The 15,648-nt window shown below is 65.6% G+C and carries 8 protein-coding genes; 1 reads left to right on the top strand and 7 read right to left on the bottom strand.

Annotation, left to right across the window (positions count from 1 at the left end):
* Positions 1-172: 172 nt before the first annotated feature.
* On the bottom strand, positions 173-958 hold the full coding sequence (locus tag C8C98_RS12720) for an anti-sigma factor domain-containing protein (protein WP_121454584.1): 786 nt from the start codon (positions 956-958) through the stop codon (positions 173-175).
* A gap of 13 nt (positions 959-971) precedes the next feature.
* The gene (locus C8C98_RS12715) at positions 972-1,547 is read right to left on the bottom strand and encodes a sigma-70 family RNA polymerase sigma factor (RefSeq protein WP_121456231.1); all 576 of its coding nucleotides are present in this window, start codon (positions 1,545-1,547) and stop codon (positions 972-974) included.
* 331 nt (positions 1,548-1,878) lie between these two features.
* Between C8C98_RS12715 and C8C98_RS12710 the strand changes: the two genes are divergently transcribed.
* Entirely contained in the window at positions 1,879-2,445 is a 567-nt protein-coding gene (locus tag C8C98_RS12710) for a DUF3455 domain-containing protein (RefSeq protein WP_370450390.1), read from the top strand.
* A 124-nt stretch (positions 2,446-2,569) separates the two neighbouring features.
* Here the strand turns inward: C8C98_RS12710 and C8C98_RS12705 are convergent, their stop codons facing one another.
* The 5 genes from C8C98_RS12705 to C8C98_RS12685 form a co-directional block, all read right to left on the bottom strand.
* Entirely contained in the window at positions 2,570-3,736 is a 1,167-nt protein-coding gene (locus C8C98_RS12705) for an alpha-hydroxy acid oxidase (protein ID WP_121454583.1), read from the bottom strand.
* A gap of 177 nt (positions 3,737-3,913) precedes the next feature.
* Entirely contained in the window at positions 3,914-6,169 is a 2,256-nt protein-coding gene (locus C8C98_RS12700; RefSeq protein WP_121454582.1) for a diguanylate cyclase domain-containing protein, read from the bottom strand.
* A 440-nt stretch (positions 6,170-6,609) separates the two neighbouring features.
* A complete protein-coding gene (gene pbpC / locus C8C98_RS12695; RefSeq protein WP_121454581.1) occupies positions 6,610-9,135 on the bottom strand; it encodes a penicillin-binding protein 1C in 2,526 nt (841 codons plus the stop codon).
* Entirely contained in the window at positions 9,128-9,496 is a 369-nt protein-coding gene (locus C8C98_RS12690) for a hypothetical protein (RefSeq protein ID WP_121454580.1), read from the bottom strand. Before C8C98_RS12690 ends, pbpC begins: the two co-directional genes overlap by 8 nt.
* Before the next feature lie 34 nt (positions 9,497-9,530).
* Positions 9,531-15,554 carry an alpha-2-macroglobulin gene (locus tag C8C98_RS12685; protein WP_121454579.1) on the bottom strand — a complete coding sequence of 2,008 codons (6,024 nt, stop codon included), beginning with the start codon at positions 15,552-15,554 and terminating at the stop codon, positions 9,531-9,533.
* Positions 15,555-15,648 lie beyond the last annotated feature (94 nt).

Below are 15,648 nucleotides of genomic sequence, written 5' to 3'. Positions count from 1 at the left end.
GTGCTTTGCTTCAAGGGCGGCAGCGCCGCCCATCTTGCCTATGCATACTTATACGCAGGCCGTAGTCCGCTGGATTCAAACCTGGGCAGCGGTTTGCCAAGGCCCCGCATGCAGGGCGAGCCTCAGCATCCGCATCGCCATCCGCTTAGCCACCCACCGCACCAGCGCCGCGCTACAGCATGCGCTGAATGAGCGCCCCCTTGAACAGCACTGGGCCCGTGGGGCCTGTTGCGCTGGGCACGCCCCCCTTGGGCTCCAGGCTGATGGCCAGTGCAGGAACCTGTTGAACGTCCCGTTCGCCCGCCGTCAGGGTCAGCAGCTTTTCATGCCCGAGCACGCCCAAAGAGCGTGGGCCGCCCGCCGGAGGCAGCGCCCACAGCTGCAGAGATTGATCGTCGCCCTCCTGGAAGCCCCCCACGCGCTGCAACACTAACTGGTGGTTCTTCGGGTCAAAGGTCACCAACATCGAGGCATCGGCCTTGTCGTCCGCCAACACGGCCACGTACTGAATCTGCGGAGTCGCTTGCAGTTGCTGCTGCAGGGCGGCAATCTGCGCGCTGGTGGCCGCTTGCAGGCTGCCATGGGCTTGCAAGCCCACCACCACCGCCGCCAAGGTGGCCACGGCCCCCGCCGCAGCGGCGCCGCGCCACACCCACAGGGTGCGCCACCAGCCCACCGGCCTTGGCGCTGCGGCGCGTGCAGCCGCCATGGCATGCTGGGCTTTGTCGGCCTGCACCAGATTGTGGATGCGCACCCACACGGCCGGGTCAGGCGCGTTGCCAGGCTGCAACTCGGCCAGACCGGACCAGTGGGTTTGCCACACCAGCGCCGCAGCGCGCACGGTAGCGTGCTCGCGGGCCAGCGATTCAAAGCGGCGGCGTGCGCCACCGCGCAGCGTGCCCAGGGCGTAGCTGGCAGCCAGGCGCTGCAGCAGTTCGGGGTGTTGGGTGATATTCACAGCAGCGGGCCTCTCACACGTAACGCGCCATGCAGTTGCGCAACTGGTCCAGCCCACGCCGTATCCAGGTCTTGACGGTGCCCAGCGGCAGCTTGAGCTGCTCGGCCAGTTCGCTGTGGCTTTGGTCGCGCAGATACGCCAGGCTGACGACTTCGCGCTGCTTGCCATCGAGCTTGGCAAGGCACTGGTGCAGGGCAAAGGCTTGCTCGCTGGCCTCCGTCACGTCCATGGGGTTGGCGCCGTCGCCCTCCAGCGTGTCCGACAGCAGGTCGTCCAGTTCATCGGTCACATCGCTGCGGTCGGTTGTGCGCTTGCGCAGGGCATCCAGAGCGCGGCTGCGCACGATGAGCCCCATCCAGGCCATGGGGGGACTGAGCGAGGCGCGGTAGCTTCCCGCCCCGCGCCAGATGGCCACGAAGGCGTCCTGCAGCACATCCTCGGCGGCATCGCGCTGGCGCACGATGCGCAGCGCCAGGCCAAACAGTTTGGATGAGGTGCGCTCATACAGGGCCTTGAGGGCCGAGTCGTCTTGCGCGGCCACGCGGTCGATGAGTTCCATGAGTTCGCGATCGGGGTGGAGGGTGCTCATGCGCCCATTGTCTTGGATATGGACCGTTGCAGGCACAACTGCCGCGCGCACTGTGGGGTTGGGGCGCACAGGTGCATCACCCACCCCGCCAATGCCTGCAACAAGGATACGGTTGCAGCACCCCTTTGGATTCAAGGCTGCGAGCTCACGCGCCATCGCTTTTGAAAGAGCGTTTCAGAAAGAAAAACTTTTTGAATCCACCCTGCATCAGCCTGCGTATAGCCCTTGGTCACCGGAAACAAAGCTGCACAGCCCGCCTCGGGCGTATGGACCGCCATGCCTGCAGCACGACTTCGGTGCGCACTATCCCAACCCGTCCCAAGGAAGCACCATGCAAGCACGCACCCCTTTGATCGCCATGACCCTGCTGGCCACAGCCGCCGCCCTGACGGCCTGCGGCTCGATGGCCCCCATGACCTCCATACCCGCATTCAACCAAAGCACACTGCCTGCAGCGGTGCAAGTGCCCGCGGGCCAACGCGTTGCCATGGAAACCGTGGGTGCGGGCGACATCACCTACGAGTGCCGCGCCAAGAAAGACATGCCCAGCGACTTTGAGTGGGTGTTTGTGGGGCCAGATGCCAAGCTGATGGACCGCGCAGGCAAAACCATTGGCCGCTACTTTGGCCCGCCTGCCACTTGGGAGAGCAACGACGGCTCCAAGGTCACAGCCACACAGGTCGCCGTGGCGCCAGCAGGTGCAGGCAACATCCCTTTGCAACTGGTCAAGGCCAACCCCGCCATGGGCATGGGCGCCATGCAGGGCGTGACCTACATCCAGCGCGTGGCAACGCAGGGCGGTGTAGCCCCAGCCATGGCATGCGCTGCGGGCAACGCCGGGCAAAAGCAAGTGGTGAAGTACCAGGCCGACTACATCCTGTGGAAGGCTGCGTCTTAACAAGCCCTGTGGACTGCGGCAGCCCGGCTGCGGCTTGAAAGCACTGACCCCACGCCAAACGGGGCGCGCAGGCTGAAATATGGGAGGGCGACTTGTCAACAGCGCCCCCGCCCTGCCCTCCGCGTCAAAGGCGAGGAATAGTGCCGGGCAACAGCACACTGCGGTCCACGTTGTTGATGTGGGTGTGACCGCAAAACGCCATGGTGATGTCCAGTTCTTTCTGAATGATCTGCAGCGCACGGGTCACGCCGGCCTCGCCATACGCCCCCAGGCCGTACAGAAAGCTGCGGCCAATCAGTGTGCCCTGCGCCCCCAGTGCACGGGCTTTGAGCACGTCTTGCCCGCTGCGGATACCGCCGTCCATCCACACCTCAATGTCCTTGCCTGCGGCGTCTGCAATGTGGGGCAACGCGGCAATCGAAGAGGGGGCGCCATCGAGCTGGCGGCCACCATGGTTGCTGACGATGAGCGCATCAGCGCCGCTGTTGACGGCCAGGCGCGCGTCTTCTGCGTCCATGATGCCCTTCAAGATCAGCTTGCCGCCCCAGCGCTTTTTGATCCACTCCACATCGCCCCAGTTGAGCTGCGGATCGAACTGCTCGGCCGTCCACGACGACAGCGACGACATATCGCCCACGCCCTTGGCGTGGCCCACGATGTTGCCAAAGCTGCGCCGTGGTGTGCCCAGCATGCCCAGGCACCAACGCGGCTTGGTGGCCAGGTTGATAAGGTTGGCCAGCGAAGGGCGCGGCGGCGCCGACAACCCGTTCTTGATGTCCTTGTGGCGCTGACCCAGGATCTGCAAATCCAGTGTGAGCTGCAGGGCCGAGCAGTTGGCCGCCTTGGCGCGGTCGATGAGGCGCTCGATGAAATCACGGTCGCGCATCACATACACCTGGAACCAAAACGGATGACGGCCCGTGTGCTCAGCAATGTCCTCGATGGAGCAGATGCTCATGGTGGACAGCGTGAACGGAATACCAAACGCCTTGGCAGCCTTGGCCCCCAGGATTTCCCCGTCGGCATGCTGCATGCCCGTGAGGCCCGTGGGTGCGATGGCCACGGGCATGGCCACGTCCTGCCCCACCATGGTGGTGCAGGTGCTGCGGCCTTCCATGTTGACTGCCACGCGCTGGCGCAGCTTGATGCCCTGAAAGTCGGCTTCGTTGGAGCGGTAAGTGCCTTCGGTGTACGAGCCCGAGTCCGCATAGTCGTAGAACATGCGCGGCACACGGCGCTGGGCAACGACCCGCAGGTCTTCGATACAGGTGATTTTGGACAGGTCAGGCACGCTCTCACTCCGTGTAAGGGGACAGCGCAGCATGGTAGACGCAGCCACCGCACCAAGCCATCAAAATTATTTGCGGGGCCTTGCAACAAATTTCCAAAGCCGAGGATGCAACCCAGACCCGCGCGGCACAGGTACCGAGGCAGTCGCATCAACAGGATCTCAGGCCATCGCCGCCTGCTACACCACCAGCCTGGGCGGCTGGCCTGCACCTTCATACAAGCGCACCTGGTTGCGACCAGCCTGTTTTGCCGCGTACATGGCAGCATCGGCGTGGCGGGTCAGCTCGTCCAGGTCGCGCCCATGCTCGGGGTACAGGCTGATCCCGCCGCTCAGGCCCATGGGCACCGCCACCCCTTGCAGCATGAACGGTGCCTCGCATTGCGCCATGATTTTGCGGGCCACCACCGTGGCCTGTTGGGCGTTGCCAATGCCGGGCAGCAGCAGCACAAACTCATCGCCCCCCTGGCGACAGACGGTGTCTGTCTGGCGCACGGCAGCCTGCAGGCGCTGCGCCCACTGCACCAGCAGTTGGTCACCCACATCGTGGCCCAGGGCGTCGTTGACTTGCTTGAAGCCGTCCAGGTCCAGATACAGCACCCCCACATGCTTGCCATCGCGCTGTGCCTGGGCAATGGCTTGCTGGGCACGGTCTTGCAGCAGCACCCGGTTGGGCAAGTCCGTCAGCGCGTCATAGTGCGCCAGCCGCGCCATGCGTGCGGCCATGGCCACGGCCTGCGTCACGTCGCGCAGCACGGCCACCGCCCCCGTCACGTGACCATGGCGGTCGGCAATCGGGCTGGCCGAAAGCTCCACGTCAAAGCGCTGGCAGGTGGCGCGGTGCTCGACCACGCCACGGGTGGCTGCCATGGGCCGGTCGTTCTGCATGGCGGTGCGCAAGGGGCTGCCCAACTCCACCCCCGCATCGGTGGGCACCAGGTGAATGACTTCGTCCACATCACGGCCTGCCGCGTCGAAGCCTTGCCAGCCTGTCAGCCTCTGTGCCACGGGATTCAGGTACGTCACGTGGCCTGCGGCATTGCAGCACACCACGGCATCGCCAATCGACTGCAAGGTCAGGCGCATCAGCTCCTTTTCCTCGAAAAGCAGGTCTTCCATGTGCTTGCGGTCGGTGATGTCGGTGAGCTGGATGAACAGGCCAAGCACCTGCTCACCATCGCGCTCGGGGGTGTAGGAAACGATGACGTGGCGCGCCATGCCCTGCTTGTCGGTTAACGTGGTTTCAAACACCTGGGGTTCACCCTCCAGCGCCTTGCGCAGCAGGGGTTCGGTGTAACCAAAGCGCTTGAAGCCCAGCATCTCGCTCATGTGCATGCCGCGCAGCTTCTCAGGGGGCACGCCAAACCAGATCTCATGCGCCTGATTGCCAAAGCGATTGTACAGGTTGGCATCCCACGATCCCACCACCGACGGAATGCTGTGCAAGATGGTGCTCATGTCCCGCTCGGCACGGTGCAGGCGGGCGGCGATGGCCTGGCGGCGCTGCAACTCGCGGCTGAACAGAGCGGCCAGCGCCATGCACGACAGCATCAGCAGCAGCGTGAACATGCCCAAGCCCCAAGCCGAGCGGGTCCACTTGCTCTCGATGGTGGAGCGGGCCTGTGCCACATTCAAAATCAGAGGAAACCGCCCCACCTGGGTAAAGGAATAGGAGCGCTCAACCCCATCCAACTCGGCCAGGCCGACGAATGACCCCTGACTTTCGCGCTGAAAACGCAGCATATTGGGAGAGCCTGCCAGGCTCTTGCCCACGTCCAGATCACCATAGGGAAAGCGCGAAACGATGATGCCGTCGGCCCGGAACAGGTTGACGCCGCTGTTGTCGCCCAGGTTCACCGAAGCGAAAAGCTCGTTGAAGTAACTCAAGCGCACCGCGCTCAGCACAATGCCAGCGAAGGCACCGTCCGGCGTGCGATAGGCCCGCGCCATGGGCAGTGAGTTCAGTTGCGACACCCTTGAAGGCACCGGCTTGCCAATGAACAGGCCTTCATGCCGCCCGTCCTTGAAGGCGCGGAAGTAGTCGCGGTCTGCAAAATTGGCCTTGCGCGGCTCGCTGAAGCCCGAGTCCAGAATGATGTCACCCTGGGCGTTGAGCACCAGCACATCACCCAGCCCCTGCAGGCGCATCAGGCCTTCAAAACGCATTTGTCGGCGCAACTGCGCGGTCGCAGACAGGTCCTTCACGCGCTCCAGCTCCGAAGCCACACTCAGCAAGGATTGGTCCACAGCGTCCAGCGTCCACTCCAGCGAGCGCGACAGCGTGCCCACCAGGTTGGCATTGGCCTGCAGGGCGTAGTTCCACTCGTCGTTGCGCAGCGTCCAGAGGGTACGCACCGTCAGGGCGCCAATCCCAAGCGACAGCAACAAGGCCAGCCAGAGCAGGCGGTGAGAGAGGGACTTGCGAGACTGCGGCATGCCTGACTAGCTTGCGGTCGTGCCCCGCAGCACCTGCAGGGTGCTGCACAAAACGCCGGTACAGCCTTGGCAAGAATGACACTGATTGAAAGGCATGGAGAGGCGGTGCCGCGCACAGAAGAGATGCCCCATTGTAGTGAGCAGGCCACGCCACATCAGTGCAAATTGGCAGGCAAACACCGCCTTAGCGCAACGATTCAGGCGCTTGCGCACAAGAGGGGACGCTAGAGCCTGCGGACGATCCACCAGGGGTCGCGCACCGGTCTTTGCGGGATGGCGTGCGAGGCGTGAAGTGCTGCCTTCAGCTCAGCCACTGGCAAGCACCGCAGCGCAGCAGACCGCCCGCAAACACCCGTGCCCGAAGGGTTGGAGCGAATCCCCGCGAGACCATCAACAGGCTCTCTCGGGCTTTTTCGGTGTTTTGCCCGCCGCGCAAACTGTTAGCGAGCACGCTGTGCCGCTGCCTGGGTTGCGCCCGGCGCCACGCCAGCGCCCCGCACTTCAAAGCGCACGGTGTCTAGCACCCGCCCTTGCGCATCGGTCAGCTCCAGCGTGTGGCGGCCCGGCCAGGGCAGCCATTCCAGCAACGGCCCCCGGCCCAGCGCTTTGCCGTCCATGCGCCAGGCCACGCGGGCGCCCGCATCGTCGCTCGCCTTCAAGCGCAGGCGCTGGGCTTGCGGAGGGATGTCGGGGTCCAAGGCGATGATGGTGCCCTTGACTGGCGTCAAGATGCGGGCCGCCTCGGCCTGCGCCTCCTGCGTGGCCTGCGGAGACGCCCGCACGATGGTGGATTTGGAGTCAATTTTGCCTCCAGCGCTTACAGATAAAGCGCTATCAGCTACATAATTTATAGCAAAAAGCGCTTGCTGCGTGCCTTGCACAAACCACTCCTGGCGCGCAGCCTCCAGCGGCATGGGGGGCGTGCGGCGGCCCGGCTCTGCAGGGCCCGAGGCGCCAAAGCGCACCGCCTGCTGTACCAGCCCTGGCGGTGGCCGGGGCGCGCGGCTGGGTTGGCGGGCGTGCAAAAAGCCCATTACCGCCGCCCACACTGGCGCTGCGCCGCTGGTGCCGCTCACGTCGTGCATGGCCGCGCCGCTGGCATTGCCCACCCACACGCCCACGGTGTAGCGCTCGGACCAGCCCACGGCCCAGTTGTCGCGCATGTCTTTGCTGGTGCCGGTTTTCACGGCCGTCCAAAAGCGGGTGGCCAGCACGCTGTCGGTGCCAAAGGTGCGGGCGCGGGCGTTGCCGTCCGAGAGGATGTCGCCCACGATGAAGGCGGCACGCGGGTCCAGCGCGGGCGTGAACACCGGGCTAGCGCTGGGCGGCAAGGCCGTGGTGGGGCTGAAGCGCTCCCCGTTGGCCAGCGAATCTGCAACAGGACTGACGCGTCCCCCGTTGGCAAGCGTGCCTGCAATAGAACTGGCCCGCCCGCCATTGGAGAGCGTGCCTGCAATAGGACTGGCCCGCCCGCCATTGGCGAGCGTGCGATAGGCATTGGTCAACTGCAGCAGCGGCACCTCGGGGCTGCCCAGCGCCAGGCTGTAGCCAAAGTAGTCGCCGCTTTCGCGCAGCGGCAACCCCAGCGCCCCCAACTGGCGGTGGAACGCATCGGGCGTGACCATGACCAGCGTGCGCACTGCGGGCACATTGAGCGAGGCCGCCAACGCCGTGCGCGCCGACACCCAGCCCTTGAACTGGCGGTCGTAGTTCTGCGGGATATACAACCCGCCGGAGGTCGCGATCTGCGCCGATGAATCGTCCACCAGCGACGCTGCCGTGAGCCGCCGCTCGGCGATCGCCTGCGCATACAAAAAGGGCTTGAGCGTGGAGCCCGGCTGGCGCAGGGCCAGTACGCCATCGACCTCGCTGGCCTGGCTCAAGGCGCCCGATGAGCCCACCCACGCCAGCACCGCGCCAGTGGCGTTGTCCAGCACCAGCACAGCACCGTCTTCCACATTGCGTCCGTGCAATTCGCGCAGTTGCTGCTGCAGGCTTTGCACCGCAAACCGTTGCAAGGGCGCGCGCACCGTGGTGCGCAGCGCCTGCTGCGCGGGGACAGCCGTGCTGGTAGCAAGGGCACCCGGTGCCTGGGTTGCATTCGCAGCCTGCTGGCGCAACGCGTAGCGCGCCCAGTGAGGGGCGATGCCCTCGGTCGCATCAAAGGCACGCCGCTGCACGGCAGCGGTGGTGAACAACTCCAGCGCATCGCAGTCGGTCTGCGCGGCACGCGGCTGGGCTATGGCAGTCTTTGTGGCAGGCTGCATGGCACGCAACACACCGCAGGCCCGCTGCGCCACCAGGGCGGGCTTGGCATTGGGGGCACGCACCAGGGCCGCAGCCACCGCAGCCTCGCGGTCGTCCAGGCCATGGGCTGCTTTGCCAAACAGCGTGCGGCTCAGCGCATCAATGCCAACCACCTCGCCGCGAAACGGCACCAGGTTCAGGTAGGCCTCCAGAATCTGGTCTTTGCGCCAGCGCCGGTCCAGCACCTGCGCCGCCACCGTCTGCCCGATCTTTTGCACCACCGAGCGCCCGCCCGGCCCCTGGCGCCAGTCCCCATCGAGCAGCCCGGCCAGCTGCATGGTGAGGGTGCTGGCACCCCGCGTGCGCTGGTTCCACAGATTGCCCCAGGCGGCTGCCGATGCTGCGCGCCAGTCCACCCCGCTGTGCTCAAAAAACCGCTTATCCTCGCTCAGCACCAGCGCCGTGCGCAGCGCGGGCGACACATCGGCCAGCGGCACCCACTGGCCCCGGCGCACCGTGGCATCGGTGCGCAGGCGCTGCAGCACCTCGCCTTCAGCCGAGAGGATCACCGTGTCGGAGGGACGGAAGTCGGCGCGGACTTCGTCATAAGACGGTAACGCACTGGCCGCGCCAGCGACCAGCAGAAGAGCCCCCGCAACAGTCAAACGCCACAGCGCGCACTGGCCGCACACAACGCGCTGGCCCCACAACTCAGCCATCCGGGTGCTCTCGTTCAAACCGCTTTTCTGCCTCTGTCAAATGGCGAAGCAGCACGTGCGAAATCAGGTTGACCCCGATGCCACCAAACACCACGGGCAACACATACAAGGCGATGGTCAGCTCTGACCCAAACAGGGCATCGTCGGCCAGCGAGGGGGATGCCTTGGCCAACGTGCCCAGAGACTGCAGTAAGTACACATCCACCCCCGCCATCAACACCAGTGCCACACCAAAGCCAAGCACAGCCCGGCTGGAGATGGCACGGGACACCAGCAGCAATCCATAGATGCCTGCTGGCAGTACCAAAGAGAACACCACCAGCAGCCAAAACCGCAACTCCACAAACACGCTGGGGCTCATGGTGTGGACAGTCTCAAAAGGCTTTGGCTTGGCCTCACTTCGCAGCCCCCACCTTCACCCGTGCATTCGGATACTCGCCAAACATCTCGGGCGCGTACATGGCCTCCACCCGGCTGGGCGGCAGGGCAAACTCGCCCACATTGTTCAGGCGCACGGTGTATTCCATCGTCACGGTGCCCTTGGGCAGGTACTGGTAGTAGCTGCGGAAGGACTCAAAGCTGCGCTCTTCAAACGCGGCCCAGCCGCTGCCGCCCTGCTTCTCGCCCTGTGTGGCGATTTCTGAGTCGCGGCCCAGGCCGCTGCCCAGGATGGTGGCGCCGCCCGGGATCGGGTCGGTGATGGCCACCCAGGTCATGTCGGCGCTGGCGTTCACTTCCAGCTTCACGCGCAGCACGTCGCCACGGGTGTACTGGCCTGCGGGCAGCGACTTGTTGGCCTGCTCGACCGGTGTGACAGTTTTCTTGATGGAGTAGCCCGCCGCGAACGGCGCCTTCAGCTCCACCGCCGCTACCGACTGCAGAGTAAGCCAGGGCTTGCCCGTGCCTTGGTGGGTCACCTCCAGCGCCTCCTTGCCACCCGCCTTGCCCCAGGGCAGGAACACGCTGTTGTTCTTCAGGTTGCCCGGTGCTGAGGGCGCGCCAAACCAGGTGGTCTGGTGGGCAGCGCCGCTGGCGTCGGTGGCCTTGATGCGCTCGACCTTGCTCCAGTCCACACTGGCGCTGTTGCCGCCCATGGTCGCCTTGGTGGCGCCCGCCACTGGCGTGGCTTCAAACTTGGCGCTGAACTTCTCCAGCGCCAAGCCGCCCCACAGGTTGGCGGTGGTGGTGTGCCAGGCACCGGCTTGCTGGCGGCTGATGAAGCCGTTGGCCAGGCGGCCCATGTCGTCCTTCCAGGTGGGGTCGTCCATCACGGCCAGCATCAGGCGGGCGGTGTTCACGTCGCCGTTTTGCATCAGCCACCACCAGTAGTCGTCCTGCTCGGTGCTGAAGATGAGCTTGGTGCCCTGGAACGACAGGCGCGCACGCAGGATCTGCATCGCCTCGGCCAGGCGTTTGTCGCGCTCGGGCACATCGGCCACGCGCTTGAGCACGTTCACCCAGTCGATCACCGAGTGCGTGGGCCACTGGTTGGGCGCAATGGTGATGCTGCTCACCATGCGACCCTGGGCCTTGCCGTAGCGCGACAGGGCCTCGATGGCTGCGAGCTTGCGCATGTCCAGGTCTTTGCGTGGGCTCCAGAAGTTGCGCTGGATGCGGCCCTCGATGAAGGCGATCAGGCCACGCTCCATCGGCGCGCGGGCTTCGTCGGGCAGCGCAAAGGCGGGGTCTATGGCTGCTGCCTCGTGCGTGGCGGCCAGCACGTAGGCGGTGAGCGTGTCACTGCCCGTGTTGGCGTCGCCGCTGCGCGGCGGGAAGTAGTTGGCCAGGCCGTCACTGTCCAAGTACGTAGGCAACTGCGCCACCACGGTTTGCCAGAGCTTGCCATCGCGCAGGCCCACGGCCTTGCTGGTCTTTTGCTCCAGGCACGCAAACGGATAGACGGCCCACCAGTCGCGCACGCCGGGCAGCCCTTCGGCCAGCTTGGGTTGCAGCGACAGCTTCAGCCCGCCCCGGCCGGGGATGGAGTCTGCGGGCGGGGCTGCGTCCAGCGCAAACTTGCCATCCACCTGCACCAGCGTGGCCTGCTGCACCGTCAGCGGCACAGCGGGCACGATGCGCTGGCGGGCCTTCAAGGCATCGGTGGCACCGCCCGTGGTGTCGCGCGCTTGGATTTCCCACAGGATGGCTTCGGCGCGGGTCTGCGCCAGCTGCGCGGGCGCGGTCACATCCCAAGCCACCTCACGGGCTTCACCGGCAGGGATGTCGATGGTCTGGGGCTTGAGCTCCAGCATCGTGGCGCGCGGCGCCACTTCGACCTTCATGGCCGCCTTGGTGGTGTTGCGCAGCGTGATCTGCGCACGGTAGTTGTCGCCCTCGCGCACCAGCGGCGGCAGGCCGCTGATGATCTGCAAATCTTGCGTGGCCCGAATGCTGGTGCTACCAGTACCAAACAGCCCTGCAGACGCATCGGCCACCGCCACGATCTTGAAGGTGGTCAGGGCATCGTTGAGCGGCACCGTCACCTTGGCCTGGCCGTTGGCATCAAGCTGCACGTTGGGGTTCCACAGCAGCAGCGTGTCGAGCAACTCGCGCGTGGGCGAGCGGCCACCGCCACCGCCTGCGGGCACGGCCTTTTTGCCGTAGTGGCGTCGGCCAATGATTTCGGACTGCGCGGTCGCTGTCTGCACGCCCCAGCTGCGGCGCTGCAGCATGGCTTCCAGCAGGTTCCAGCTGGTGTTGGGCATGAGCTCCAGCAGGGCCTGGTCTACGGCGGCCAGCGCTACCTCGGCGTTGGCCGCAGGCTTGCCGCCGGGCAGCGTGGCGGTGATGGTGATCTGCGCCTTGCCGCGCACGGGGTAGCTTTCCTTGTCAGCCGTCACCTTCACATCGATCTGGTGGGCCTGGGTGCCCACACGGATTTCGGCCAGACCCAGGCGGAAAGCGGGCTTGGACAAATCGACCAGCGCCGTGGGGGCCTGGTATTCCTTGCCTTCGTACCAGAAGGCGCTCCACCACTCGGTGGGCGCCTTGAAGCCCCAGGTAAAGAAGCTGTACCAAGGCACCTCACGCAGCCGCCCGCGCAGTGCCAGCACGCTCACGTACACGTTGGGGCCCCAGTCCGACTGCACCTTGAGGCTCACGGTGGGGTCTTGCCCATTGAGCTGCACCACATGGGTTTCGATGATGCCCTCGCGCTCCACCGCCACCAAGGCGGTGGCAAAACGAAACGGCATGCGCACCTGGAACTTGGCGGTCTCGCCCACCTGGTAGCTCTTCTTTTCGGGCAGCAGGTCGATGCGGTCATGGTCTTCGCCACCAAACCACAGCTCGCCCTGGCGGGTGACCCACACGGACGAAGCGGCCTCGCTGGTATTGCCATCACGGTCGGTGGCCGTCACCACCAGCTCCACTTCGCCCGCCTCGTCCAGCTTGGCTTCGCACAGCAGCAAGCCCCGGCTGTCGCTCTTGCCCGTGCACACCGTGCCCAGGTCTTTGGTCGATGTCTGGTTGTCGTAGCTGTAGAAGCCGCCCACCATGCGCTTGCGCGTGGTGGTGGTGATGCGCGCTACGGCCTGCACCTGCAGCGCCGTGTTGGGTGCCGCCTGGCCGTTGTGCTGCAGCGCCAGGGCCTGGAAGCGGATCTTCTGGCTGGCCGATGCCCATCCCTCCGTCTTGACCCCAGCCACCACGCCCGCTGGCCACAGGGTGTGGGTGCTGCGCAGGGTTTGCACTTCGCCATTGGGGTCGGCGTAGGTGGCTTCGAGCAGCAGGTCTTGCGGACGGCGGGCCTGGGGCAGGTTGTCGATGCTCACCTTGCCCGTACCGTTCTTGTCCAGCGTCAGCGGCAGCTTGTCGGCCACCACGCGGGCGTCCTGGCTGGCAGCGGCCTCTTCGTCATCACCGGCACCGGCCGATGCCCCTGCAGCGCCCTTTTGGCGAGGGGGGTTGAAGCTGAACATATCGTAGTCGGGGTACTGCAGCGCCTTGTCACGCACCAGGGCCGACACGCGCACCGGCAGGTTGGCTGCGCCACCACCGGCCACGTAGTTGATCTGCACATCGGTGGGCACCGCACGGGCCCGCACCAGCGGCTTGCTGTCAGACGGGGCAATGCGCCCTTCCAGCACGGGCAGGCGGAACTCCTCCACCCGGAACTGGCCAGTGGCGATGGTGCCTCGATCGCTGTCTCTGTCGTTGTCTCTGTCGTTGTCACGCAACTCAATGGTGTACTGGCCCAGCTTGGCAGCGGGCGGAATGGCGAAACTGTTCAGGGCGCTCAAGCCACCCGTGGGCGTGCGACGCCACTGCACGGGTTGCTCAAACTGCTGGCCGCTGCCCACATGGGTGATCAGCAAAGTGCGAGGGCCGGACTTGGGCGTCTCCAGGCCCTTGCGCGACTCGTGGCGGTAGAAGTGTTTCATCGACACCGTCTCGCCTGCGCGGAACAGGGCGCGGTCGAGCATGGTGTGGGCGCGCTGGTCGGGCTGGGGCTGGCTGCTGGTGGGCACATTGAAGCGCCAGGGCTCAATGCCCTTTTGCCAGTCGCTCCAGGTGAAGGCCATGTCTTCCAGGCCGCCCTCGGTGTGGCGGGCACTCACAAAGTAGGCCGATGAGCCCTGGGCGTAGTCGTCATGGGAATTGCAAGACGGCGGCACCGGCGACAAGCCCTCGATATTCGCCACGCCCTGCTCGTTGGTGATGGCCTGGGCCAGCTCGCGCCCGGCGCAGTCCGACACCCGCACCTTGGCGCCCTGCATGGGCTTGCCTTTGTCCAGCGACGTGACCCAGACCACGGCGTTTTCACGCCCCAGCTTGAAGTGAACGCCCAGATTGGTGACCAAGGCAGAGGTGCGCACGTACATGGTGCGGCCATCGCCATGGCGCTCGTCCAGCAGCGAGGCGCCCAGCTTTTGCGATGCGATCTCCACCACGTGAAAGCCCGGTGGCAGCGGAATGCCCACCACCTCGAACGGGCGCAGCTCTTTGCCGGTGACCTGTGGCAAATCCAGCGTCTTGACGCCGCCCTGCCCTGCCAGCAGCGAGAGCATGCGGGTTTGCACATAGTCGCGGTCGTCGTCCACCACCTTGGGCAGCGGGCCCTTCACATCCCGGGCGGCCACGCGGCGCTGGATGTTGTAGTTGTCGTAGCGGGCCACCTTGCGAAACCAGGCAATGATGTCCGCATCGGTGGACGGCTTGAGCGTGCTCACCTTACCAGTGGGCGCCACCATGCCGCCCGGCTGCAGGCCTTGCACTTTCAGGCCCGCCTCTACGTTGCGCAGGGTCACGGGCAGCAAGGCCGGGCCGTCAGCCCCTTCGGCAAAGCGCTCGACCACACCAAAGGACGCGGCCGCAAACTTGGCCAGCGGCGGCATGCCCGCCGTAGCCACCTTCAGCGGAAAGCTGGCGGCATTGCGCAGCGGCCGGCCTGCGGCGTCCTTGAAGTCCTTGGGCAACTCCACGGTGAACGAGGTCTGCTCGGGCAAAGGTGCATCGAACTGGATGCTGTTGACCAGGGCATCGGCGTCCTTGTCACCACCATCTTCGTTCGCACCTGCAACGGGCTTGAGGGTTTCCTTGGCGGACTTGAGGCGAATCGCCATCGCCAGCTTGCGCGGCACCGGGGCGTTGAACGACAACACCATGGGCCGCAGCGGCAGGCAGGCAGCCTGGGCGTTTTCACGTTCGCAATTGAACTCGGCCGAGAACGGCTCGCGCACTTTGTAGGTGAAGCGCTTTTCCACCGCATTGGCCACGCCGCTGGGCGTGGCCACGCCCTTGCCAAACACCAGTTGCAGTTGCGAGCCCGAGGTGAGCCGCCGGTTGCACGCCAGTGCGGGAAACTGCAGCGGGTCTTTGGCCGCCCGCTTGTCCAGCCCCAGCGACTTGAGAATATCGCTGCGCTGCGTGCCTTCGATCATGCGCACGGGCACGCGCTCGCCCACCCCGTCCAGCGCGCACCACACATTGGCCTGCACGCTCTCGGTGGTGGCGGGGCCATTGAGCTGCAGCACAAAGAACTGCTCTTCGTCGATCTGCTCGTAGGTGTTGGGACGCACGCTTTGCACGAACGGCCCACCGCTATTGAATTGATAGCTTTTAGCGCCCGCCAATGCTGCGCCAGAGGCTGGTTTGAAGTCAGGCTTGACGGTGGCCGTGCAGCGCATGCCCGGGGGCAGGTCGGCTTCAAAGTCAAACACCCACTCGCGCTCGCTGGTCCAGCGGCCGGTGCCCTTGGAGGCTGCGGCGTCGTTGCAACTGATGGCGATGGGCGCAGGCGCCTTGGGGTCGCCAAAGTTCACCGCCGCCGCATCGAACTTGGCCACGGCCTGGCGCACCCGCGCCACCTCGCCCTGGGGGCTGAAGCTGACGATCTGCAACGCCTGCGCCTGGGCTGCCCACAGCAACCCGCCCAGCAGCAGTGCGCTGACTGGGGCTTTCCTCCAGAGTGTTTTCATTGGTGCTTTTTGCTCTTGCCTGCAAGGGCCCTGAGGGTAGCCGATACACCCGCTCAGGCGCCACCCTGCGCCGCCTGTCCAGAGTGTGAATGTG

This window comes from Acidovorax sp. 106 (genome assembly GCF_003663825.1).
Classification (GTDB): domain Bacteria; phylum Pseudomonadota; class Gammaproteobacteria; order Burkholderiales; family Burkholderiaceae_C; genus Acidovorax.
This window is presented reverse-complemented; position numbering and strand designations above follow the sequence as displayed.